The 21,574-nt window shown below is 69.5% G+C and carries 21 protein-coding genes; 16 read left to right on the top strand and 5 right to left on the bottom strand.

Annotated features, from left to right (window positions below; all coding sequences use genetic code 11):
* Positions 1-39: 39 nt before the first annotated feature.
* The 10 genes from ACWGO6_RS05575 to ACWGO6_RS05530 all read left to right on the top strand — a co-directional run bounded on the left by ACWGO6_RS05575 (position 40) and on the right by ACWGO6_RS05530 (position 9,582).
* Positions 40-960, top strand: a complete 921-nt coding sequence (locus ACWGO6_RS05575; protein WP_136042938.1) for a 1,4-dihydroxy-2-naphthoyl-CoA synthase — start codon at positions 40-42, stop codon at positions 958-960.
* A gap of 13 nt (positions 961-973) precedes the next feature.
* Positions 974-2,128, top strand: a complete 1,155-nt coding sequence (locus tag ACWGO6_RS05570) for an AMP-binding protein (protein ID WP_136042937.1) — start codon at positions 974-976, stop codon at positions 2,126-2,128.
* 23 nt (positions 2,129-2,151) lie between these two features.
* On the top strand, positions 2,152-3,228 hold the full coding sequence (locus ACWGO6_RS05565) for a P-loop NTPase family protein (RefSeq protein WP_136042936.1): 1,077 nt from the start codon (positions 2,152-2,154) through the stop codon (positions 3,226-3,228).
* Between the two features lie 5 nt (positions 3,229-3,233).
* Positions 3,234-4,025, top strand: a complete 792-nt coding sequence (locus ACWGO6_RS05560; RefSeq protein WP_205820375.1) for a class I SAM-dependent methyltransferase — start codon at positions 3,234-3,236, stop codon at positions 4,023-4,025.
* A 65-nt stretch (positions 4,026-4,090) separates the two neighbouring features.
* The gene (locus ACWGO6_RS05555) at positions 4,091-5,269 is read left to right on the top strand and encodes a sensor histidine kinase (protein WP_136042934.1); all 1,179 of its coding nucleotides are present in this window, start codon (positions 4,091-4,093) and stop codon (positions 5,267-5,269) included.
* Positions 5,266-5,901, top strand: a complete 636-nt coding sequence (locus ACWGO6_RS05550) for a response regulator (protein ID WP_452326083.1) — start codon at positions 5,266-5,268, stop codon at positions 5,899-5,901. Before ACWGO6_RS05555 ends, ACWGO6_RS05550 begins: the two co-directional genes overlap by 4 nt.
* Before the next feature lie 191 nt (positions 5,902-6,092).
* Positions 6,093-6,854: an ABC transporter ATP-binding protein gene (locus tag ACWGO6_RS05545; protein ID WP_136042932.1), complete on the top strand. Its 762-nt coding sequence runs from the start codon at positions 6,093-6,095 to the stop codon at positions 6,852-6,854.
* Positions 6,851-8,311 (top strand): FtsX-like permease family protein, encoded by a 1,461-nt coding sequence (locus ACWGO6_RS05540; protein ID WP_452326082.1) that lies wholly within the window; start codon positions 6,851-6,853, stop codon positions 8,309-8,311. Before ACWGO6_RS05545 ends, ACWGO6_RS05540 begins: the two co-directional genes overlap by 4 nt.
* 18 nt (positions 8,312-8,329) lie before the next feature.
* Positions 8,330-8,989 carry a 2-phosphosulfolactate phosphatase gene (locus ACWGO6_RS05535; protein ID WP_452326081.1) on the top strand — a complete coding sequence of 220 codons (660 nt, stop codon included), beginning with the start codon at positions 8,330-8,332 and terminating at the stop codon, positions 8,987-8,989.
* 164 nt (positions 8,990-9,153) lie between these two features.
* A complete protein-coding gene (locus ACWGO6_RS05530; protein WP_452326080.1) occupies positions 9,154-9,582 on the top strand; it encodes a DUF3054 domain-containing protein in 429 nt (142 codons plus the stop codon).
* A 7-nt stretch (positions 9,583-9,589) separates the two neighbouring features.
* On the opposite strand, the gene ACWGO6_RS05525 is transcribed toward ACWGO6_RS05530, so the two are convergent.
* The 4 genes from ACWGO6_RS05525 to ACWGO6_RS05510 all read right to left on the bottom strand — a co-directional run bounded on the left by ACWGO6_RS05525 (position 9,590) and on the right by ACWGO6_RS05510 (position 12,958).
* Positions 9,590-10,078, bottom strand: a complete 489-nt coding sequence (locus ACWGO6_RS05525) for a SprT-like domain-containing protein (protein WP_136042928.1) — start codon at positions 10,076-10,078, stop codon at positions 9,590-9,592.
* A 47-nt stretch (positions 10,079-10,125) separates the two neighbouring features.
* On the bottom strand, positions 10,126-10,653 hold the full coding sequence (locus tag ACWGO6_RS05520) for a hypothetical protein (RefSeq protein WP_452326079.1): 528 nt from the start codon (positions 10,651-10,653) through the stop codon (positions 10,126-10,128).
* A gap of 146 nt (positions 10,654-10,799) precedes the next feature.
* Positions 10,800-11,660: a spermidine synthase gene (locus tag ACWGO6_RS05515; protein WP_452326078.1), complete on the bottom strand. Its 861-nt coding sequence runs from the start codon at positions 11,658-11,660 to the stop codon at positions 10,800-10,802.
* Positions 11,661-11,689: 29 nt separating this feature from the next.
* Positions 11,690-12,958 carry an LCP family protein gene (locus ACWGO6_RS05510; RefSeq protein WP_452326077.1) on the bottom strand — a complete coding sequence of 423 codons (1,269 nt, stop codon included), beginning with the start codon at positions 12,956-12,958 and terminating at the stop codon, positions 11,690-11,692.
* Positions 12,959-13,163: 205 nt separating this feature from the next.
* Between ACWGO6_RS05510 and ACWGO6_RS05505 the strand changes: the two genes are divergently transcribed.
* From ACWGO6_RS05505 to ACWGO6_RS05485, 5 genes are read left to right on the top strand one after another with little or no spacing between them, the layout of a single operon-like run.
* The gene (locus tag ACWGO6_RS05505) at positions 13,164-14,450 is read left to right on the top strand and encodes a sugar ABC transporter substrate-binding protein (protein ID WP_091035297.1); all 1,287 of its coding nucleotides are present in this window, start codon (positions 13,164-13,166) and stop codon (positions 14,448-14,450) included.
* Positions 14,451-14,465: 15 nt separating this feature from the next.
* Positions 14,466-15,440: a carbohydrate ABC transporter permease gene (locus ACWGO6_RS05500; protein WP_452326076.1), complete on the top strand. Its 975-nt coding sequence runs from the start codon at positions 14,466-14,468 to the stop codon at positions 15,438-15,440.
* The gene (locus ACWGO6_RS05495; protein ID WP_136042923.1) at positions 15,437-16,270 is read left to right on the top strand and encodes a carbohydrate ABC transporter permease; all 834 of its coding nucleotides are present in this window, start codon (positions 15,437-15,439) and stop codon (positions 16,268-16,270) included. Before ACWGO6_RS05500 ends, ACWGO6_RS05495 begins: the two co-directional genes overlap by 4 nt.
* The gene (locus ACWGO6_RS05490) at positions 16,267-17,775 is read left to right on the top strand and encodes a glycoside hydrolase family 3 N-terminal domain-containing protein (protein ID WP_452326075.1); all 1,509 of its coding nucleotides are present in this window, start codon (positions 16,267-16,269) and stop codon (positions 17,773-17,775) included. The genes ACWGO6_RS05495 and ACWGO6_RS05490 overlap by 4 nt, the downstream gene beginning before the upstream one ends.
* 15 nt (positions 17,776-17,790) lie before the next feature.
* Positions 17,791-18,660 carry a MurR/RpiR family transcriptional regulator gene (locus ACWGO6_RS05485; protein ID WP_452326074.1) on the top strand — a complete coding sequence of 290 codons (870 nt, stop codon included), beginning with the start codon at positions 17,791-17,793 and terminating at the stop codon, positions 18,658-18,660.
* A gap of 99 nt (positions 18,661-18,759) precedes the next feature.
* On the opposite strand, the gene ACWGO6_RS05480 is transcribed toward ACWGO6_RS05485, so the two are convergent.
* Complete coding sequence (locus ACWGO6_RS05480) at positions 18,760-19,680, bottom strand: sugar kinase (protein ID WP_452326073.1); 921 nt, start codon at positions 19,678-19,680, stop codon at positions 18,760-18,762.
* A gap of 163 nt (positions 19,681-19,843) precedes the next feature.
* Here ACWGO6_RS05480 and ACWGO6_RS05475 point away from each other — a divergent pair, with 163 nt between their 5' ends.
* Positions 19,844-21,517: an ABC transporter substrate-binding protein gene (locus ACWGO6_RS05475; RefSeq protein WP_136042919.1), complete on the top strand. Its 1,674-nt coding sequence runs from the start codon at positions 19,844-19,846 to the stop codon at positions 21,515-21,517.
* Positions 21,518-21,574 lie beyond the last annotated feature (57 nt).

Raw genomic sequence — 21,574 nt, 5'->3', positions numbered from 1 at the left:
CCTGCGTGCTCGGCGCGGACCGAGGAATAGGCTGATGCCGTGACCACCGCATTCGTCTCCGACCTGTTCGACCCGGCTGAATGGGTGCTCGCGCCCGGTGCCGAGGACTACACCGACATCACCGCGCACGTCTCGCGCGACGGCGGGGTCGCGCGCATCGCGTTCAACCGGCCGGAGGTGCGCAACGCCTTCCGGCCTCACACCGTCGACGAGCTCTACCGTGCGCTCGACATCGCCCGACAGGATGCGCACATCGGCGCGGTGCTGCTCACGGGCAACGGCCCCAGCCCCAAGGACGGCGGGTGGGCGTTCTGCTCGGGTGGCGACCAGCGCATCCGCGGCCGCGACGGGTACAAGTACTCGGATGCCGAGACGGCGATCGTCGACGGCGCGAGTCGCGCGGCGGTCGGACGCCTGCACATCCTCGAGGTGCAGCGGCTCATCCGCTTCATGCCCAAGGTCGTCATCGCGGTCGTCCCCGGATGGGCCGCCGGCGGAGGGCATTCGCTGCACGTGGTGTGCGACCTCACGATCGCTTCGGCAGAAGAGGCCCGGTTCAAGCAGACGGATGCCGACGTGGGCAGCTTCGACGCCGGGTACGGCTCCGCCTACATGGCCCGGCAGACCGGACAGAAGTTCGCCCGCGAGGTGTTCTTCCTGGCCGAGGAGTACTCGGCGCAGCGTGCCTACGAGGCGGGTGCCGTCAACCGTGTCGTGCCGCACGCTGAGCTCGAGCGGGAGGCGCTGAAGATGGCGCGCACCGTGCTCACCAAGTCGCCCACCGCGATCCGCATGCTGAAGTTCGCCTTCAACGCCGTCGACGACGGCTTGGTCGGCCAGCAGGTGTTCGCCGGTGAGGCGACCCGCCTGGCCTACGGCACCGATGAGGCCGTCGAGGGCCGGGACTCCTTCCTCGAGAAGCGCGACGCCGACTGGTCGTCGTTCCCCTGGCACTACTGAGTCGGAGATCCGCATGACCGCCCTGATCCCCACGGATGCCGAAGATCCGGATCTGCTGCGGGATGCATTGCAGCGCGCCCTCGAGGGTGGACCCGCGCTGGGACTCGGCATGGTGGCCGGCGCGCCCGAGAACGTGGCGGACGGCATCGCGGCGGTGATCGCGACTTCCGGGTCGAGCGGCATCCCGAAGCGGGTCGCACTGAGCGGTGAGGCGCTGCGCGCGAGTGCCGAGGCCACCGCGGCGCGGATCGGGAGCGGGCGCTGGTTGCTCGCTCTGCCCGCCGGCTACGTCGCAGGGTTGCAGGTGATCGTGCGGTCGATCCTCGCGGACACCAGGCCGGCCGTGCTCGACGGCCGCTTCTCGCCGGCGTCCTTCGCCGAGGCGACCCTGGCGATGCTGCGTCCGTCGCCGGGGGCGGGGGTTCCCGATCTTTACACGTCGCTGGTCCCGGCGCAGATCGCGACGTTGCTCGATGCCGCCGACGACACGGCCGTACGTGCCGCGCTGACGGCGTACCGGGCGATCCTGGTCGGCGGACAGTCTCTGCCGGAGCCGCTGCGCGAGCGCGCCGACGACCTGGGCGTACGGGTGGTCCGCACCTACGGATCGACCGAGACCAGTGGTGGCTGTGTCTACGACGGTGTGCCGCTCGACACCGTCGGTGTGCGCACGGTCGACGGGGAGCTGCGTATCGCCGGGCCCATGCTCGCCGAGGGGTATCTCGGTGACGCCTCCTTGACGGCGCGCACCTTCGTGCGGGACGAGCACGGCATCCGCTGGTACCGCACGGGTGATCTCGGGCTCGTGGAAGACGGGGTGGTGCGCGTGCACGGCCGCGCCGACAATGTGATCGTGTCCGGGGGCATCAACATCTCGCTCGATCGGGTCGAGCGGATCGTCCGGCGCATCCCGGGGCTGCACGAGGCGGTCGTGGTGGGCGTGGAGGACGAGCACTGGGGCGAGGCGTCGGTGATCGTCGCCGCGCGCGGCGAGGTGCTGCGGCGCAGCGAGTCCGAGCAGCTCGCACAGGCGCGTGAGGCCGTGGCGGACGAACTCGGCAAGCATGCCCGCCCGTCCCGCCTCATCCTGGTCGACGAGATGGATGTCCTGGTCTCCGGCAAGCCCGACCGCGAAGCCATCCGCCGGGCCGTCGCCGACCTGCGTTGAGCGCCGCTGCCAGACTGGGTCGCATGGATGTGTTGCGGCTGGCAGGAGTGCCGGGAGTCGGGAAGAGCGCCGTCGCGTGGGCTGTCGCCGAGCGTCTCGCGTCCGACGGAGTGCCGACCGGGTATCTCGACATCGATCAGCTCGGCATGTGCTATCCCGCTCCACCTGACGATCCGGACCGCTGGGCGTTGAAGGAGACCGCGCTCGTCCGGCTCGCCGCACGGTTCCGCGACGCGGGCGTCGAGCGGCTCATCGTGTCCGGAGTCGCCGATCCGACCCAGCCGCCTCCGATGAACGGGCATCCGACGGTTTCTCTGTGGCTCGACGCGGATGAGGAGACGAGGCGGGAGCGTCTGGCTCCCCGCCGGTGGGAACGCGACCAGGTCGACGCCGCGCTCGCCGCCGGTACTCGGGAGGCGAGGACGGCGCACCCCGGCTGGGAGCGATTGGACACGGAGCGGTCGACCATCGAGGAGATCGTGGAGTCCGTGATCGACCACCGGGCCGTGGGGGCGCAGACGACCGTCGAGACCGTATTCCCCGACAGGCATGTGACAGGGCGGGTCATCTGGGTCACCGGTCCGCGGTGCTCCGGCGCCTCGCGGGTGGGTTGGGAGCTGGCCCGCGCCCGGTGGAGTGCGGGCGAGCGCACGGGCTTCGTCGACGTGGCTCAGCTGAGTTTCGCCTGGAATGTGAGGCATATGAGCGGGGTCGAGAACGCCGCCGCCCTGCACCGGGTGTTCGAGGCGGTCGACGCGCAGACCCTGATCGCCGTCGCGCCGTTCGAGGTGGATCCGGCAGAAGTGCGCGCGGCTTTCCCTCGAGCGGACGTCCGCTTCTTCCGCCTCGATGCCGACGAGCGCACGCGCCGCGACCATGCGGTCCGGAGGGCGGAGGGCGCGGACGGCGCACTCCTGGCCGGGGACGACCTGCTCGGCGCGTCTGCCGCGGAGATCGAGAGGATCGTCGGGATCGGAGAGAGTCAGCATGCATCGCCGCTGCGCGCGGGAGAGACCCTGATCGACGCGTCGAGGCCATCGGTGAGGCAGGTGGTCGACAGGGTGATCGAGTTTGCCGACGGGGGTGCTCTGCCAGAATGAACCGCATGGTCACGTACACGCACGGACACCACGAATCAGTTCTCCGCTCGCACAACGTGCGCGACATCGCGAATTCCGCGGCCTACCTCCGTCCGCACCTCACAGCTGCGACGCGGCTCCTCGACGTCGGAGCGGGGCCGGGCTCCATCACGGTCGACTTCGCCGGCGTCGTCGCGCACGTGACCGCCACCGAGATCGACGAGGACGCCCTGTCGCTGTCGCGTGCCCTCGCGGCGGATCGCGGCATCGAGAACCTCGACTTCTCGGTCGAAGATGTGCACGCGCTCAGCTTCCCCGACGACTCCTTCGACGTCGTGCACGCGCACCAGGTGCTGCAGCATGTCGGCGACCCGGTGCAGGCACTGCGGGAGATGCGTCGCGTGGCGGTGCCCGGTGGGATCGTCGCCGCGCGCGACGCCGACTACGCGGGCTTCCTCTGGTTCCCGGTCCTGCCCGAGCTCGATCGGTGGCTGGCTCTGTACCAGGCGGCGGCCCGCGCGAACGGCGGCGAGCCGGATGCCGGTCGCCGACTGCTCTCCTGGGCGCGGGCCGCGGGCTTCGAGGATGTCACCGCGACGGCATCCACCTGGTGCTATGCATCTCCCGCGGAGCGAGCCTGGTGGGGCGGGATGTGGGCGGACCGCATCCTCGAGTCCGCGCTCGCCCGACAGCTGGTGGACAGCGATATGGCCACGTCCGCCGATCTGCAGGAGATCAGCGACGCCTGGAAGCGCTGGGCCGACGACGGCGACGGCTGGTTCCTCGTGCCTCACGGCGAGATCCTCGCTCGCGCCTGACCGACACCGCAGGGATACATCCACGGACGGATGTCCCGTGCGGTGTGCTCGCGTAGCGTGGGGGAGTGATCCGCCCGCTCTCCCGCACGGCGCTCGCGCTCGACATCGTCGGGGCGGCGCTGCTCTTCCTCGTCCTGTTGCCGATGTCGCTGGTGTTCTACGGACCGGGAACCGGGAACACGGCGATCGGAGGCGCGGCCGTCGTGGCGGTCGTGTTCGCTGCCGTGCTGATGTTCGGCGCGGTCGCGATAGGACGGCTCGCGCCGGGCTGGGCGCTCGCAGCGGCATGGGCCGGGGCGATACTGCAGATGGTCGCCGGCTTCGGCCCGCTGCCGATCGACTTCGCCATCCTGCTCGTGCTCTACGCCACGGCGGCGTGGGGCACGAGGCGGGTGCTCTGGTGGGGCTTCGGGTCCGCTCTCTTCGGTGGACTCGTCGCCGCCCTCTACATGGTGGTCGTGAACGGCGTCGCTTTCGGCACCGGCACCGGATGGGAGAAGGTGACGGCCGGCACCCTCCTCCTCGTGGTGTCCGTGATGGCCCTGGGCTTCGCCTGGGTGTGCGGACTCCTGTGGCGGGTCGTGCTGCGCGCGCGCCGTACTCGCGCGGCCCAGCTCGAGGCCGAGTCTCTCGCGGTCGAAGAGCAGGAGCGCGTGCGCATCGCCCGCGACATGCACGACATCGTGGCTCACTCGCTCGCCGTGGTCATCGCTCAGGCCGACGGCGCGCGATATGCGGCCGCGGCGAAACCCGAGTTGGCGACGGAAGCGCTCGGCACGATCGCGCAGACGGCGCGCGGGGCGCTGAGCGACGTGCGGATGCTGCTCACGCAGCTCCGGCATCGGCAGGGCGATGGCCCGCAGCCGACGCTCGCCGACCTCGAAGCCCTGTTCGCACAGGTGCGGCAGGCGGGGATCGAGCCGCGCGTCACGGTCGACCCGATGCCTCCGGGGGAGCCGCCGGGCGCGATCCAGCTCGCCGTGTATCGCATCCTCCAGGAGGCGCTGACCAACGCGATCCGCCACGGCGACGGCGCTGTCGACGTGCACCTGGCCTGGTTCCCGGATCGGGTCGACGTCGACGTGCGCAACACCGTGTCGCGGGACACCGTGATCGCGTCCGGAGGGCACGGGGTCATCGGGATGAAGGAGAGGGCGCAGCTCGTCGGCGGTAGTCTGCAAGCCGAGCGCCGAGGGGCACAGTTCGTCGTCCACGCCACGCTCCCGATCGGAGTCCCCGAATGATCAGAGTCGTGCTCGTCGACGACCAGGCGCTGTTCCGTGCCGGCATCCGGATGCTCGTCGCCTCGCAGACCGACCTGGAGGTGGTGGGCGAAGCCGGCAACGGCCAGGAGGCGCTCGACGTCGTCCGCGCGACGCGGCCCGACGTGGTGCTGATGGACATCCGGATGCCGGTCATGGACGGTCTCACGGCGACCGCCGAGATCCTCGCCCGGCTCGAGCCGCCGCGCATCGTCATGCTCACGACGTTCGACCTCGACGAGGCGGCCGCGCGCGCGATCCGGCAGGGAGCCAGCGGCTTCCTGCTCAAGGATGCCGACCCCGAGTTCCTGCTCGCCGCGATCCGCACCGTGCATTCGGGTTCGAGTGTGATCGCCGCCTCGGCGACGCGTGATCTGTTCGCGCATTTCGCCGAGGCGCCCAAGCCCGTCCCGCCGCAGTACTCCACGCTCACCGACCGGGAGAAGGAGATCTTCGCGCTCGCCGCCCGTGGCCTGTCGAACGCCGAGATCGCGGGCCGGGAGTACTTGAGCGAGGCGACCGTCAAGACGCACATCAGCCGCATCCTCACCAAGCTCGCGCTGCGCGACCGCGTGCAGCTGGTGGTCTTCGCCTTCGAGCACGGCCTCGCCTGACCGGCACCCACCACGGCGTCCCTTGACGATTCGCGGACTCGGTGACGCTGCGCCGAGGAACTTGTGCGAATCCGTCGGCAGATCGTCATGACCTCGGCGGATCGTCACGGCCTCGGATCATCCCTGCGATGTACGCGGATGCTCCGGTCGGGCGATGACCGGCGCGAGGCTCGGGAAATAGCGTCGAAGGCATGGAGATCACGACCACCGACCTGGGGCTCGCCGCCCGCGTCCAGCACTTGAAGAAGACCTACGGCTCGGGCGAAGGCACCGTCCGTGCGCTCGATGACGTCAGCGTGGGCATCCGCCGCGGACAGTTCACCGCGATCATGGGTCCCTCCGGTTCCGGCAAGTCCACCCTGATGCACATCATGGCGGGGCTCGACAGCCCGACGGAAGGGCGCGCGTGGATCGGTGACACGGAGATCACGGGCCTCGGCGACATCGACCTGACGATCCTGCGCCGCCGCCGCGTCGGCTTCATCTTCCAGGCCTTCAACCTGGTGCCCACGCTCGACGCGCTCGGGAACATCATGCTGCCGTTCGAGCTCGACGGACGCCGCCCGAGTGCGATCGAACGCGCGCGCATCGACGGACTGATCGAGTCGCTCGGGCTCGGCTCCCGCCTGAACCACCGGCCGCACCAGCTGTCCGGCGGGCAGCAGCAGCGCGTGGCCATCGCCCGCGCCCTGGCGACCGCCCCCGACCTCGTGTTCGCGGACGAGCCCACCGGCAACCTCGACTCGAAGACCGGGCGCGAGGTGCTGCGCCTGCTCGCCACCGCGAGCCGTGAGCACGGCCAGTCCATCGCGATGGTCACGCACGACGCGATCGCCGCGAGCCACGCCGACCGCGTGCTCTACCTCGGCGACGGTCGGATCGTCGCCGACCACCCGCGTCAGACCGCGGAGGAGATCTCCGCCTACATGCTCGCCGCGGAGGTGGCGGCATGACCGCGGTCGCGACGGTCGTCCCCGAGTCGCGGGCGACCGGACCCCGCCTGGCCTGGCTGCGCGACCGGGGCATGGGCGCCAGCATCCTCGTCGCCGCGCTGTCGGCCGCGTTCGGCGTGCTTCTGGTCGAGATCACCGCCTACATCGGCGCGGTCCTGCAGGCCGATCCCTTCATCGGAGACAGCGAGACGCTCGCGTTCGTGGTCGCCCTGCTGTCGGTGCTGCTGACGGTCGTCGCGATGTACGTGGCCGCGATCGTCACGGCGAACACCTTCTCGACGATCATCGCCGGACGCACGCGGCAGATCGCCCTCATGCGTCTGATCGGGGCGACCGCGCGCTCGCAGCGGGCACAGGTCGGCAAGCAGGGTCTCGTCGTCGGTCTGCTCGGCGCCGCGATCGGTCTGCTCGTCGGCATCGTGCTGGCCGTGATCGGGGTGCAGATCGGGTCGCAGCTGATCGACAACGTGCCGGATTCGTTCTCGCTCGCACAGCCGTTCATCGCCCTGCCCGCGATCGGTGTCGCACTCACGACCTGGGCTGCGGCATGGGCCGGCTCGCGTCGGGTGCTGTCGGTGACGCCGCTGCAGGCATTGGGCGGATCCGTCGAACGGACCCACGACGAGGTGTCGGGGAAGCCCGGCCGGCACGTCGGCGCCTGGATCCTGCTGATCACCGGAGCGGTGCTCCTCGCGGCGGGGGTGGTCGTCGGACTCCTGACCCCGCTCGGCGTCGTCATCGCCTTCTTCGGCGGAGTCCTCTCGTTCACCGGGCTCGCTCTCGGATCTGTGCTGTTCATGCCGCCGGTGCTGCGTCTGGTGGGGAGGATGTTCGGTTCGAGCGCCACCGCTCGTCTCGCCGCCGAGAATGCGCTGCGGTATCCGGAGCGGTCGTCGCGGATGGCGATCGGCGTGGTGATGGGCGTGACGCTCGTGACCATGTTCGCCGTCGCGCTCGAGTCCGCGAAGCGTCTGATGATGAGTCAGGTGACCGGCGAGATCCCGGAGGAGTTCTTCGCCCCGTTCGACGCGTTCGCGGCGATCATGATGGTGCTGGTCGCCGTCTCCGCGGTCATCGCGGCCGTCGGCCTCGTGAACCTGCTCACGATCGGCGTGGTGCAGCGGCGCCGCGAGCTCGGTCTGCTCCGCTCGATCGGGCTGTCGAACCGTCAGGTGCGGCGGATGGTGCTGCTCGAGGCCACGCACATCACTGTGGCCGCGACGCTGACCGGTCTCGTGCTGGGCATCGTTTACGGGTGGATCGCGGCGCAATCGCTGCTGGGCTCGGTGCCGACGCTGCCGGACTTCACACCCGCCGGGCTCGTGGCTCCGCAGGTTCCGTGGATCCCCGTCGCCATCATCGTCGTCGCCACGGCGGTGCTCACGCTGGTCGCTGCTGCCACGCCCACGCGCCTGGCCACCCGGGTGGCTCCGGTCGAGGCGCTCGCGGCCGACTGACGGCTCTAGGCTGGTCGGATGCCGTCGCCGTTCGATCAGTCCACGTACCAGGTCCGTCTCGACTGGGGTACGGCGGGCCTCGCCCGTCTCGCACCCGCCGACATCGTCGTGGTCGTGGATGTCCTGCGGTTCTCGTCCACGGTGATCGATGCCGCAGCCGCCGGAGGTGACGTGAGTCTGGCTGAAGCCGAGGGATGGTCGCGGAACGGTGCAGCGGTCGCCGCCGCAGCCTCCCCGGAGGCGATCGTCCTCGTCGGCGGCATCCGCAACGCCTCCGCCGTCGCCCGTGAGGTGCAGACCATCCAGGAGCGTCGACAGGCGCGGACCTCGGTCGCGGTCATCGCTGCGGGAGAGGCGGATGCCACGGGCACGCTGCGCTTCGCGGTCGAGGATCAGCTCGGTGCGGGGGCGATCATCCTGGCGCTCTCGGATCGGGGCATCGATCACACCTCGCCGGATGCCGCGGTCGCCGCCGAGGGTTTCCGGGCCCTCCGCGGCGCGCTGCGGCACATGATCGGCGCGAGCGGGTCGGGGCGCGAGCTGGCCGAGGGCGTGGCGTCCACCGCTCGTATCGAGGCATCCGGTCTGGTGCCGACCGCGACGACGGATGCCGCCGCGCTCGACGCCGTCGACGTCGTCCCCGTCTTGCGCGATGGGTCATTCACCCGGTTCGAGTGAACCGCGCCGCATTCGCTCCGCGGCCGGAACGCGCCCGCGCCGCTCGGGCGGAATTCTCCCCGTCGGGCGGACGCTCGTCGTCGAACTCTCCTCCCCACACGCGGATCTCCGCCCGACACCGCGCGGGATGCGGGCGTTCGGGCGTCGCGACGTAGGGTCGTGGCATGAGGTACCTCCCCGCCGTCGTCGTCGACATCGTGTTCGTGCTCATCTTCGCTGCGATCGGTCGTGCCTCGCACGATGAGAATCCGGCGGGGTTCCTGCTCACCGCCTGGCCGTTCCTGATCGCCGTTGTGGTCGGCCATCTCCTCGCGGCATTGCTCCCTGGCAGGCCCCGTCGACCGTGGTCGGTGCTATGGGGCGCGGTGGTGTGGGTCGTGACGGTCGCCGGGGGAATGCTCATCCGCGTGCTCAGCGGTGACACCGCCGAGGTCCCGTTCATCATCGTGGCCACGATCGTGCTCGGTGTGTTCCTGGTCGGCTGGCGGGCGATCGCCGCCCTGCTGCGCCGACGCCGTTCCGCCGCGGAGGCGCACGAGGAATCGGTCGCTCCTGAGACCGAGACCGAGGACTCCCACGACCTCCCGCGCTGAGCGGCGGTCAGCGCGGCATCTGCGCGGCGAGTCGCACGTTGGACGGGATCTCTCGGCGCGTCCATGCGAAGACGTGCCGGGCGTCGAACGTGCGTGAGCAGCGTGCACACGAGGTGGCCCTCGTCGGCCGCCGATGCCGGTAGGTCACGTGGCCGGCCGGGCACTGACCCACCCAGGGGGCGAGCTCGACGGCGGTCTCCCCGTGATGCGTCGTTCCGCCGACGTAGCCGAGGTCGTGTGCGACGCGCTTCCATGCCGGCCCATGCGCGGCCGCGTGTCCGGCGAGGGCGTGCGCCACCTCATGCAGCAGCACCTGGTGGATCTCGTCGTCTTCGAAGCGCGCGGCGAGGTAGCGCGAGACCGTGATGCGCTTCTTCGTGTAGTCGCATTGCCCGGCCCGCCGCTTGGCATGGTCGAAGCCGAAGCTCCAGCTGTCATCGAGATGCAGCGTGATCAGTGCTTCGCCCCAGACGCGCACACGGTCGAGTTCCGCCATGCGCCCAGATTATGCCCTGCGACCGACATTCGTGGTCGAGGGCAGACTCAACCCGCGATGAGCTGAGACGGACGGCGGCGCTCTGCGGCCTCGATCGCGAGCAGCACGGTTTCGAGTTCGCGGTCCTCTGCGCCGGATTCACGCCGCAGGAACAGCGACTGCTTGAAGCTGTCACGTGCGGTCTCGTAGTCGCCCGCGTCGAAGGCGTTCTTGCCGTGGTGCTGATACGCGAATGCCGCGATCGACAGCCAGCGCTGGCCTTCGGCCTCGGTCGCGCAGGTGGCCAGCTCCTGCTCGGCGGCGGCGTGCGCACCCCGGTACTGCAGGATCGTCGCGTGCAGCACTCGCGCGCGCAGCACATCCTTGCGCGTGCCGGCCATGCGCGCCTGGCGCACGGTCTCGTCGGCGAGCACGAGTGCCTCGTCCAGACGGTCGAGCACCTTCAGCAGCCACACGCGCTCCAGCAGAGCGGGCAGGCTGCGCTGCGACTCGATCTCCGCGAGGCGGGTCGCGCACTCATCGAGATCGACCTTCTCGCGGAGCGTCTCCTGGTCGTATCCCCGGATGAAACTCATTGCTCTCCTTCCGCAGCGTCCCCGTCCAGTCTGCCTTCCGGTCGCGTGCTCGACGGGGCGGCGCGCCCTGGGCGGCGCATCCGAGCTGCGACATACCGCGGCGCGGGTCCGTGTCGAGCGGTCACGGGGCGCAGAGCCGGTCGAGGTCAGCGCAGGAACAGCGAGGCGTCGGGGCGAGGCGACGCGACGGCATCGGCATCCGTGACGACTCTTGCTCCCTGCAGGAAAGCCTCGGCCTCGGCTCCCTGCGCGATCTTCGCCGGGTGCGGGCCGGCCGCCAGCATCCGCGGCAGCCACTCGGACGGCAGGGGAGTGGCAGATGCCGCGATCACGAGGTTGCCGAACCGCCGTCCTTTGAGCACCTGCGTGTCGGCGAGGATGCCGATCTCGGGCAGCACCTCGGCGATCGTCGCGGCCTGGCGGCGGGCGAAGGCGAGTCCCGGGCCGTCGGCGACGTTGACGAGCAGCACGCCGCCGGGAGCGAGCAGGGCGGAGAGCTCGCGGTAGAACTCGATGCTCGTGAGGTGGGCGGGGGTCTGTGCGCCGGAGTACACATCCGAGACCACGAGGTCGCAGCTCGCCTGCAGGGCGCTCGGCAGCTTGCTGACTCCCTCCCGGGCGTCGCCGATGCGGATGCGGATGGCCGCGCCCTTCGGCAGTGGAAGGTGCTCGCGGACCAGCTGGGCGAGCGGCGCTTCGAGCTCGATGACCTGCTGGCGAGAACCCGGACGGGTGGCGTCGATGTACCGCGGGATCGTGAGGGCGCCCGCGCCGAGGTGCACCGCGGTCAGTGGCCCCGGCGCGAGCTGATCGATCACCGCGCCCATGCGGACGATGTACTCGAAGTGCAGGTGGGTCGGATCATCGAGGTCGACGTGAGACTGCGGGGTGTCGTCCACGATGAGCTCGAACCCGCTGGTGAACTCCGACGGCACGATGCTTGCGATGCCGCCGTGGTCCAGGCGGACCTGCGGGTGCTCGGTGTCGCGCGATCGGTTTCGGCCCATGGCCCGAGCCTACGCGCCGGGTGAGATGGTCAGCGCAGCCTGCCGTTGGCGCAGGTCTCCTGCTCCACCGTCTGACCCGAGATGGCCGGGTCGAGCGTCGCGCGCGGCGCCGGAGTCTGGGTCGCCGGGGCGTCGGTGGACGGCGGGGTGGTCGCCGGCACCTCAGGTTCGGTGCCCGGTGCGGGCTCGACGAGTTCGACGCCCCCGTTGTTGCTGACGTCGCCGGTGAGCTGGACGGGCTGACCCGCCTTCAATGCGTCCCAGATCGTGGCTGCCGCGTCATAGTTCGGGACGACCCGGTCGGAGTCGTCGGGGTCGCCGAACACCGGATACTGCAGGAAGACGAAGTCCGAGAAGGGCACGTCCTTGATCGAGAGCGCGAGCTGGGCGAGCCGGACGGGATTGGCCAGCTCGTCGCTCGGGTCGATGTTGTCGACGACGGTGTCGGCGAGTCCCAGCACCTTGCCCGGATCGGTGAGCACCTCGTCGCTCATGATCTTCTTCACCAGTCGAGACATGTACTGCTGCTGGTTCGAGACGCGGGCCATGTCGCTCTCGTCGCCGACACCGTGCCGGGTGCGGATGAACTGGAGCGCCTCGTAGCCAGAGACGGTGCGCGGTCCCGGCTCCCAGTCGATCGCCGTGTGCCGGTCGCGGATACCCTCTCCGCCGATGCACACCTCTACTCCGCCGATCGCGTCGGTGACCTCCATCACGCCATCGAAGGCGATCTTCGCGGCGAACGGGATCTCGATGCCCGTGAGCTGGGTGACCGTCTTCGCGACGCAGGACAGGCCGGCGCGCTGGAAGATCGAGTTGATCTGCGTCTTGCTCGTGGCCGAGGCGACGGATCCGTCCGGCAGGGTGCACTCCGGGGTCTCGATCATCAGGTCGCGGGGGAGCGAGACCACGGTGACGTTGCGGGGCTCGGCCGAGACGTGCACGAGCAGGTTCACGTCGTTGAGGACCCCGCCGTCGGCCTCCGAGCAGCGCTCGCCGAGCAACCCGGTCGAGACCTCACCGCACTCGTCGGTGCCGATGATGAGCATGCTGAACTCGCCGGGGAAGGCGCCGATCTGGGGCGGCTCCACCTCGGGGGCGTCTTCGAGGGTGACCGCACCATCGCTGAAGCGGTTGAAGTAGTCCGTCACGACGAATGCGGCGACGGCGATCGCGGAGACGAGGATGACGCCCAGCGTGATCCCGGCGATCTTCAGGAAGCCTTTGGCGGGCCCGGGAGTGGGGAGAGTCGCATGGCGCGCGACCGTGGAGCGGTCGGCTTCGTCGTGGCGGCGCATGCCCGCGAGCCTACCTGCGGACCCTGCAGGCGCCGCGCAGGCCGAGCCTGGGCAACACCTGGGAGAGCCCGCGTTGAGCTGATGTTACGGCCGCATGACGATTGTGAGAGGAACTTGCAGGTAATTAGTTAGTCGTGGATACTTTTTCCTAACCCCCGGTGAGTACCCGATATTCGCCTGGACTTTTCAAAGAGGAGATCCCCGCATGCACAAGCGCATTCTTCCGGCCGTGGCGCTCGGCGCCGTAGCCACGCTCGCCCTCGCCGGCTGCGCCGGCGGCGGTGACACCGGCTCCACCGACGGCGAGGGCAAGGAGCTCACCGTCTGGATCATGAAGGGCACCAACCCCGACGCGACGGCCTTCTACGACGACGTCGCCGAAGCGTTCGAGAAGGAGACCGGTGCGACGGTCAAGATCGATGAGATCCAGTGGGCCGACGCACACGACCGTTTCGTGACCTCCATCGCCGGTGGCACGACTCCGGACATCGCCGAGACCGGCACCACCTGGACCGCAGAGTTCGCCGACGCCGGCGCGCTCCTCCCGATCGACGAGTACGTCGACGGCGAGAAGGGTCTGCGCGACGACCTGGTCGAGGGCCTCGAGGTCGCCGGCACCTACGAAGACGAGCTGTACGGCATGCCGTGGTACGCCGGCGTCCGCTCTCTCATGTACCGCGCCGACGTGTTCGAGGAGCTCGGTCTCGAGGCTCCGAAGACGTGGGACGACATCGTCGCCGCCGGTGACGCCATCAAGGCCGCCAAGCCCGACATGCTGCCGTTCCCGGTTCCGGGCGACGCCGAGTTCCAGGTCTACCCCTGGGTCTGGGGCGCCGACGGCGAGATCGCCACGAAGGACGGCGACACCTGGACCAGCGAGCTCGACAGCGCCGAGTCGCAGGCCGGCATCGAGTTCTACACCGGCCTCGCCACCGAGCACGGCTTCTCCTCCGCAGGTGCCACCACCTGGAAGGAGACCGACCTTCGTGACGCGTTCACGCAGGGCAACGTCGCCATGATGCTCTCGGGCTCGTGGACGCCGAACTCGCTCATCGAGGCGAACCCCGACCTCGAGGGCAAGATCGGCGCCGCGGTCATCCCCGGCCAGGACGGCGGCATCGCCCCGTCGGTGCTCGGTGGATCGCACCTCTCGATCTTCAACACGACGAAGAACGCCGACCTGGCGTGGGAGTTCGTGAAGCTCGTCACGACCGGCGAGTTCGCCGAGCAGTGGTCGGATGAGACCGGCTACTTCCCGGGCGTGCAGTCCGCGATGGAAGAGGCCCTCGCCTCGACCGACCCGCTGGTCGCACCGTTCGCCGAGCAGATGGTCGACGGCGGAGCATCCGTCCCGGTCACCCCGAACTTCGGCGCCGTCCAGGCGAAGAAGACGACCAACTCCATGATCCAGGCCATCCTCAGCGGGCAGAAGGACGTCGCCACTGCGACGAAGGACGCTTCCGCCGAGATGACCGAACTGCTCAACCAGTAAGGAAGCATCCCTTCCATGTCGATGGTGCAAGCGCCACTGCCGGCCACGAAGGCGGAGTCCCCCTCCGCCTCCGTGGCCGGCGGCCGGAAGCGACGCGGTCTCTCGATCGTCGCGGCCCGCCCCTGGCTTCTTCTCGCGCCCGGGCTGGTCATCCTCGCGGTGCTCATGCTCTGGCCTCTCATCCAGGTGTTCATCTACTCGCTGCAGGACTACGGTCTGCGCGAGATCAACACCGGGGAGAGCAACTGGAACGGTCTCGACAACTACGTCGAGGCGCTCACCAACCCGACTCTCTGGACGGTGGTGCTGCCCAACACCGTCGGCTTCGCCGCTGTGGCGGTCTTCGTGACCGTGGCCGTCGGCACGCTCGTGGCCCTGCTGCTCGCGCGGCTCGGCACCACATGGCGCGTCATCGTCTCCAGCTGCATCATGGTCGCGTGGGCGATGCCCGCCGTGACCGGCACGTACGTCTGGACCTTCATCTTCGATGCCGACCGCGGCATCTTCAATCAGGTCCTCACCGACCTCGGGCTCATGGACGACCCGGTCAACTGGTTCACGAACCAGTGGTCCTTCTACGCCATCGTGCTCCTCAACGTCGTGCACCACGGCTTCCCGTTCGTGGCGATCACGGTGCTCGCCGGACTCCTCGGCGTCTCGAAGGAGATGCTCGAAGCGGCGGCTCTCGACGGCGCCGGCGCCTGGCGTCGCTTCTGGAAGATCATCTTCCCGACGCTGCGTCCCGTGTTCTCGGTCGTGATCATCCTCTCGACCATCTGGGACTTCAAGGTCTTCGCGCAGGTCTACCTGATGCCCGGCGGAGGCGGCGGCAACCGCCAGGTGCTGAACCTCGGCGTCTGGTCCTACGTGGAGTCGTTCGGGCAGAACCGTTACGGCTTCGGCGCGGCGCTCGCCGTGCTGCTCACGCTCGTGCTGATCGGCATCACGATCGTCTACATCCGCTCCCTCATGAAGGAGGACGAGCTGTGAACCCGCGCCCCAGGCTCCGCTCCCGGATCGGACTCGGCATCGCGGTCGCCGCGGTCCTGATCTTCACGCTCTTCCCCGTCTACTGGATGGTCTCCAGCGCATTCGACGGCAAGGCCTCCAGCGGTGGGCAGTCGCTCATCCCGCAGGAGTTCACGTGGGACAACTTCGCGTTCGTCCTCACCGACGGCGGCTTCGGCACCTACCTGCGCAACTCGGCCATCGTCGCCCTGGTCACGGTCCTCGTCAGCGCCCTGGTGTGTCTGCTCGCGGCTGTCGCGGTGGCGCGATTCAAGTTCAAGTTCCGCACGACGATCCTGATGATGATCCTCGTGGTGCAGATGGTGCCGCTCGAGGCGCTCGTCATCCCGCTGTTCCTGCAGGTCAAGAGCCTCGGACTGCTCAACAGCATCCTGGGCCTCATGGTCGTCTACGTCGCCCTGTCGCTCGCCTTCGGCATCTGGATGCTGCGCGGATTCGTCGCCGCCGTCCCGGTCGAGCTCGAGGAGGCCGCCTACATCGACGGCGCCAGCTGGTGGCGGATGTTCCGCTCGGTGCTGCTGCCGCTGGTCATGCCCGGCCTCGTCGCGACGAGCATCTTCAGCTTCATCACGGCGTGGAACGAGTTCATCTTCGCGATGACGATCCTGGGTGCCCAGACCGACCAGTACACGGTCTCGATCGGTCTCAAGTCGTTCTTCGGCCTGCACTCCAACGACTGGGGCAGCATCATGGCGGCGTCGACCATCATCACCGTCCCGGTCATGATCTTCTTCGTGCTGGTGCAGCGCAAGCTCGCCTCCGGCATGGTCGCGGGAGCCGTGAAGGGATGACCGACGAGCTCGAGCGCCTCGCGAACGGGGTGCTGTGGCCGGGATTCTTCGGCACCGAGGCACCGGAGTGGCTGCGCGCCGAACTGCGTGACGGCCTGGCCGGGGTCGTGTACTTCGGTCAGAACGTCGGCGAAGGCCTCCCGGCGCTCAGCGCGGCGATCCTCGACGCGAACCCCGACGCCCTGATCGGCATCGACGAGGAGGGCGGCAGCGTCACCCGCCTGGAATCCGCCACGGGGTCCACGGTCCCGGGAGCCGCTCAGCTGGGTCTCCTCGACGACCTGGTCGCCTCGGAGAAGACCGGTGCGGAGCTGGCCCGGCGCGTGCGCGCGGTCGGCGCCAACGTCGTGCTCGGCCCGGTCGCCGACGTCAACACCGACCCCCGCAACCCGGTCATCGGCGTGCGGGCCTTCGGCGACGACGAGGCACTCGTCTCGCGGCACGTCGTCGCCACGATCGACGGCATCCAGGACGCAGCGGTCGCTGCATGCGTCAAGCACTTCCCGGGTCACGGCGACACCCACATGGACTCGCACCACTCGCTCCCGGAGATCACGCTCGACCTCGACGAGTTCGAACGCGTGCACCTGGAGCCGTTCCGTGCCGCGGTCGATGCCGGTGTGGATGCGGTGATGACCGCGCACATCGTGGTCCCCGCCTGGGGTGAGCAACCCGCGACGCTCAACCCGCGTGTGCTGGGCATGCTGCGGGATTGGGGTTACGACGGCGTCATCATCACCGACGCGCTCGACATGGCCGCCATCCGCGAGACGGTCGGGCTCGGCGGGGGAGCGGCCCTGGCACTCGCTGCCGGCGCCGACCTGCTCTGCATCGGCAACCCGACCAACCCGGGCGATGCCGCGCTCCCCGATCAAGACGAGCAGGACTTCCGCGCTACCCGCGACGGGATCGTCGCCGCACTGCGCGACGGCTCGCTCTCGCGCGAGCGCGTCGAAGAGGCGGCCCGCCGGGTCGCCGCCCTCGCTGCTAAGCTCCGGGCCGCCGCCGACCGCGACCAGGAACCCGCCGACGACTTCGACGCCGCGGAGATCGTGCGTCGCGTCCTGACGGTCACCGGCGATGCCCCCGCTGCGGCATCCGAGCTCGCCGTGATCGATGCCCGTCGCCGCTCGACGCTCGCGGTCGACAGCGCCGGCTCGTATGTCGCGAACGCCCTTGCCGATGAAGGCGTGCGCGTGCGGCTCGATGTCGTATCCGCCCCGCTCGCCGAGCAGGACCGCGTGCTGGACGAGGTCACCGCGGCCCCGGGCACGACGGTGCTGCTGATCGACCGACCGGACACGGATGACGCGCAGCGGGCTCTCGTCGAGCGGGCGGCGGTGCGCGATCCGGCAGCGGTCGTCGTGAACGTTGGTCTTCCGACGGCGAACGCGCTGCCGCTTCCGACCGTCGAGGTCGCCGCGGCCAGTAGGCTCGGTGCGCAGATGGCTCGCGATGCGCTTCTCGGACGTTTCGCCGTGCAGCAGAGGACCAGCGCCGGCTGAGGACAGGATCACTCCATGGACGATGACGTTCTGGCACGTGTACGGCGCTCGCTCTCGAAGCTGAGCGCGGCGGAGGCACGTGTCGCGGAGACGATCCTCGGCGACCCGACACTCGTCGTCGACCTGGCGATCAACGACCTCGCCCAGCTCTGCCGCACCTCGCTGTCGACGGTGGCCCGTTTCTCCCAGTCGCTGGGATACAGCGGCTACCGGGAGCTGCGCGTGGCGGTCGCGCGCGCGATCACCCTCGCTCAGGCGCAGCAGGCGCGGTTCGGTCTGGATACGACGGCCATCGATCCGGACGACGGACCGAGGGCCATCGCCGCGAAACTCGCCGCGCAGGAGATCGACGCGATCGAGAAGACCGCGCTCGCTCTCGATGCCGCTGCCCTCGACCGGGTCGCCCGTGCGGTGGTCGACGCCCGGCACATCGATCTCTTCGGGCAGGCGGCTTCGTCGTTGACGGCGCAGGACCTGCTGCTGAAGCTGTCGCGCATCGGGTGCTCGGTCTCGCATTCGCCGGATCCACATCTCGCGGTGACGACGGCCTCGCTGCGGACGTCGGACGACGTCGCGATCGCGTTCTCGCACGGCGGTGAGACTGCAGAGACCCTGCGGGCGCTCGAGGTCGCCCGGGACGCCGGCGCGCTGGCTGTCGCCGTCACCAGCGTCGCGGAGTCCGCCCTGGCGCTCGCGGCGGATGCGGTGCTGCTCACCCACGCGCACGAGTCCCCGTTCCGGATGGCGGCGATGTCGAGCCGCATCGCCCAGCTCGCTCTGGTCGACGTGCTGTTCGTGCGCGTCGTGCAGCACCGGGGCGAACCGGTCGCCGTATCGCTGCAGCGCACGCACGACGCGGTCCCCGCCCGCCGCCGCCGCAGCTGAACCCCGTGCCTCCCGCGTGGGGAGGACTCCTCCGTGTCGGGCGGAGAAACACGCGGCAGAGGTCCGCCCCACGGCGAGTTCTCCGCCGCGGCGCGCGGCTCAGTCGACGTGGTCGCGAGTGCTGAGGAGCGCCCGGGTCGCGATGCGGTGCCCGCGGGCGACGCTCCCCGTGAGGGACAGGCCGGTCAGCACTCCGGCGAGGAATCCCGCTGCGAACGCGTCGCCCGCACCGATCGTCTCCACCACCGGCACGTCGAGTGCGTCACTCTCCGCCCGCTCTTCGCCGTCGAAGGCGACGGCACCGCGGGAATCGGTGACCGCCAGGTATCGAGGCTGGGGGAACAGCGCGCGCAGCTCCTGCGGGTCGCCGGTTCCGAACACGGCCTCGGCATCCGGTCGGGTGCAGAACACGATGTCGGCGCGGCGGGCGAAGTCCGAGACGGTCGCTTTGCCCTCCGCTTCACGCCCACGCCACAGGGCGGGCCGCCAGTTCAGGTCGAAGCTCACCAGCCGATCGGGACGACGGTCCGTGAACAGCGCATCCTGGGCAGCCAGCGCGGATGCCGAGATGGCGGGCGTGATCCCGGAGGTGTGCACGAGCGCGGCCTCGGAGAGGAGGGCGGATGCCGTCGGCGTCACCAGCGTCCGGGGTGAGAGAGCAGCGGCGGCGGAACCCGCCCGGTAGTAGTGCATCGTCCCGTCGACGATCCCGTCGGAGCGGGCGGAGAGCTCCTTCACGTAAAGCCCGGTCGGGGCCTGATCGTCGACTTCCACCGCCGCGTCGTCCACGCCGTGCGCGCGCAGCTCCGCGGTGAGGAAGCGACCGAAACCGTCGTCGCCCACGCGGGAGAGCACCGATGTCCGGATGCCCGCAGAGGCCAGGGCGATCGCGGTGTTCCACTCGGCGCCGGCCAGGGAGCGATGGAAGGTGCGGCAGTCCTCCAGCGGTCCGGCGGTGGCGGCGACGAGGGCGACCATGCCCTCGCCGAAGCAGACGGCGAGCGGGGTGGAGTCGGACACGGTCTGGACACTACCCGATCGACGCGGCTCACGCCGATACCGGATTGCAACGTGTATTGGTTTGGCATCTGCCGATCTGCTGGGTACCGTCGAGTCATCACCGTCGCCGAGGCGAAGAAGCCTCGGGACGCGCAACGAAGCGCCCGACAGGGAAGGTCACACAATGCACCAATCAGTCAAGCGTCGGCGAGGACTCATCGCCGTCACCGGAGCCACGATCGCCGCGATCGCCCTCGCAGGGTGTGTCGCCAGCGAGCGAGGCGATGACGGCTCGGACGCCGGCGGCGATGTCGACGGCACGTTCGTGTTCGCGGCATCCTCCGACCCGGCCAGTCTCGACCCCGCGTTCGCTCAGGACGGCGAGAGCTTCCGCGTCTCGCGCCAGATCTTCGAGGGACTGGTCGGCACCAAGCCCGGCACGGCAGACCCGGCACCGCTCCTCGCCGAGGAGTGGGAGTCGTCGGACGACGGCATGTCGCACACGTTCACCCTCAAGGAGGACGTGACCTTCCAGGACGGCACCCCGTTCAACGCCGAGGCCGTCTGCGTCAACTTCGACCGCTGGTTCAACTGGACCGGTCTCGCCGCTTCCGAGGCGTTCGGCTACTACTACAACAAGCTGTTCAAGGGGTATGCCTCCAACGCGGCCGATGCCGTGTACAAGTCGTGCACCCCTGATGGCGACTACTCGGTCACGATCGAGCTGAACAAGCCGTTCGCCGGTTTCATCCCGTCGCTCTCGCTCCCGTCGTTCGCGATGCAGAGCCCCTCGGCGCTGCAGGAGTTCGGGGCGGATGAGGTCGCCGGCTCCGCCGAGGCACCGCAGCTGTCCGAGTACGCGATGGGGCACCCGGTCGGCACCGGCCCGTACCAGTTCGACGAGTGGGCGCCGGGCGAGCAGGTCACGCTCAAGGCCTACGACGACTACTGGGGCGAGGCAGGCCAGGTCGACGAGATCATCTTCCGCACGATCGACGACCCGACAGCTCGCCGCCAGGCGCTCGAGTCCGGCTCGATCGACGGCTACGACCTGGTCGGTCCGGCCGACACCAAGGCGCTGGACGACGACGGCTTCACGATGGTGTCGCGCCCGCCGTTCACGATCCTCTACCTGGCGTTCAACCAGGCGATCCCGGAGCTGCAGGACCCGAAGGTCCGTGAAGCGCTGTCGTACGCGGTCGACAAGGACGCCCTCATCAGCCAGGTGCTCCCCGAGGGCACCCAGAAGGCGACGCAGTTCGTGCCGGAGGTCGTCAACGGGTACAACCCCGACGTCACGACGTTCGAGTACGACCCCGAGAAGGCCAAGGAGCTGCTCGCCGAGGCCGGCTACGACGAGGCCAACCCGTTGAAGCTCACCTTCAACTACCCGGTCAACGTCTCGCGTCCGTACATGCCGGACCCCGAGCAGATCTACACCGTTCTGTCGTCGCAGCTGTCCGAGGTCGGCGTCGAGACCACCCCGGTCTCTGAGGAGTGGGTCGAGTACCTCGATCGCACCACCGGCACTGCCGAGCACGGCATCCACCTGCTCGGATGGACCGGCGACTACAACGACACCGACAACTTCGTCGGCGTCTTCTTCGGACAGAAGAGCTCCGAGTGGGGCTTCGACAACCCGGAGCTGTTCCAGAAGCTGACCGAGGCGCGCGGCGTCTCCAAGCTCGAGGAGCAGACGCCGCTGTACGAGGACATCAACGAGATGGTGGCCGAGTTCATCCCCGGCGTCCCGCTCGCGCACCCGGCGCCGACACTGGCGTTCGATCCCCGCGTGAAGAGCTACCCGGCCAGCCCGGTGAACGACGAGGTCTTCACCGACATCGTCCTCACCAAGTAATCGGCCTGACCACCTGATATGCCGAGTCCCGGTTCCGCACGTGTGCGGGACCGGGGC

The organism is Microbacterium sp. NPDC055665 (assembly GCF_053618035.1).
This window is presented reverse-complemented; position numbering and strand designations above follow the sequence as displayed.

What these genes read in the sequence shown, in the direction of transcription:
- ACWGO6_RS05515 (WP_452326078.1), bottom strand. Translation starts at nt 11,660, where the DNA reads ATGGGCCGAAACCGATCGCGCGACACCGAGCACCCGCAGGTCCGCCTG.
- ACWGO6_RS05505 (WP_091035297.1), top strand. Translation starts at nt 13,164, where the DNA reads ATGCACAAGCGCATTCTTCCGGCCGTGGCGCTCGGCGCCGTAGCCACG.
- ACWGO6_RS05500 (WP_452326076.1), top strand. Translation starts at nt 14,466, where the DNA reads ATGTCGATGGTGCAAGCGCCACTGCCGGCCACGAAGGCGGAGTCCCCC.
- ACWGO6_RS05540 (WP_452326082.1), top strand. Translation starts at nt 6,851, where the DNA reads ATGACCGCGGTCGCGACGGTCGTCCCCGAGTCGCGGGCGACCGGACCC.
- ACWGO6_RS05545 (WP_136042932.1), top strand. Translation starts at nt 6,093, where the DNA reads ATGGAGATCACGACCACCGACCTGGGGCTCGCCGCCCGCGTCCAGCAC.
- ACWGO6_RS05535 (WP_452326081.1), top strand. Translation starts at nt 8,330, where the DNA reads ATGCCGTCGCCGTTCGATCAGTCCACGTACCAGGTCCGTCTCGACTGG.
- ACWGO6_RS05550 (WP_452326083.1), top strand. Translation starts at nt 5,266, where the DNA reads ATGATCAGAGTCGTGCTCGTCGACGACCAGGCGCTGTTCCGTGCCGGC.
- ACWGO6_RS05560 (WP_205820375.1), top strand. Translation starts at nt 3,234, where the DNA reads ATGGTCACGTACACGCACGGACACCACGAATCAGTTCTCCGCTCGCAC.
- ACWGO6_RS05485 (WP_452326074.1), top strand. Translation starts at nt 17,791, where the DNA reads ATGGACGATGACGTTCTGGCACGTGTACGGCGCTCGCTCTCGAAGCTG.
- ACWGO6_RS05510 (WP_452326077.1), bottom strand. Translation starts at nt 12,958, where the DNA reads ATGCGCCGCCACGACGAAGCCGACCGCTCCACGGTCGCGCGCCATGCG.
- ACWGO6_RS05570 (WP_136042937.1), top strand. Translation starts at nt 974, where the DNA reads ATGACCGCCCTGATCCCCACGGATGCCGAAGATCCGGATCTGCTGCGG.
- ACWGO6_RS05565 (WP_136042936.1), top strand. Translation starts at nt 2,152, where the DNA reads ATGGATGTGTTGCGGCTGGCAGGAGTGCCGGGAGTCGGGAAGAGCGCC.
- ACWGO6_RS05530 (WP_452326080.1), top strand. Translation starts at nt 9,154, where the DNA reads ATGAGGTACCTCCCCGCCGTCGTCGTCGACATCGTGTTCGTGCTCATC.
- ACWGO6_RS05475 (WP_136042919.1), top strand. Translation starts at nt 19,844, where the DNA reads ATGCACCAATCAGTCAAGCGTCGGCGAGGACTCATCGCCGTCACCGGA.
- ACWGO6_RS05490 (WP_452326075.1), top strand. Translation starts at nt 16,267, where the DNA reads ATGACCGACGAGCTCGAGCGCCTCGCGAACGGGGTGCTGTGGCCGGGA.
- ACWGO6_RS05520 (WP_452326079.1), bottom strand. Translation starts at nt 10,653, where the DNA reads ATGAGTTTCATCCGGGGATACGACCAGGAGACGCTCCGCGAGAAGGTC.
- ACWGO6_RS05525 (WP_136042928.1), bottom strand. Translation starts at nt 10,078, where the DNA reads ATGGCGGAACTCGACCGTGTGCGCGTCTGGGGCGAAGCACTGATCACG.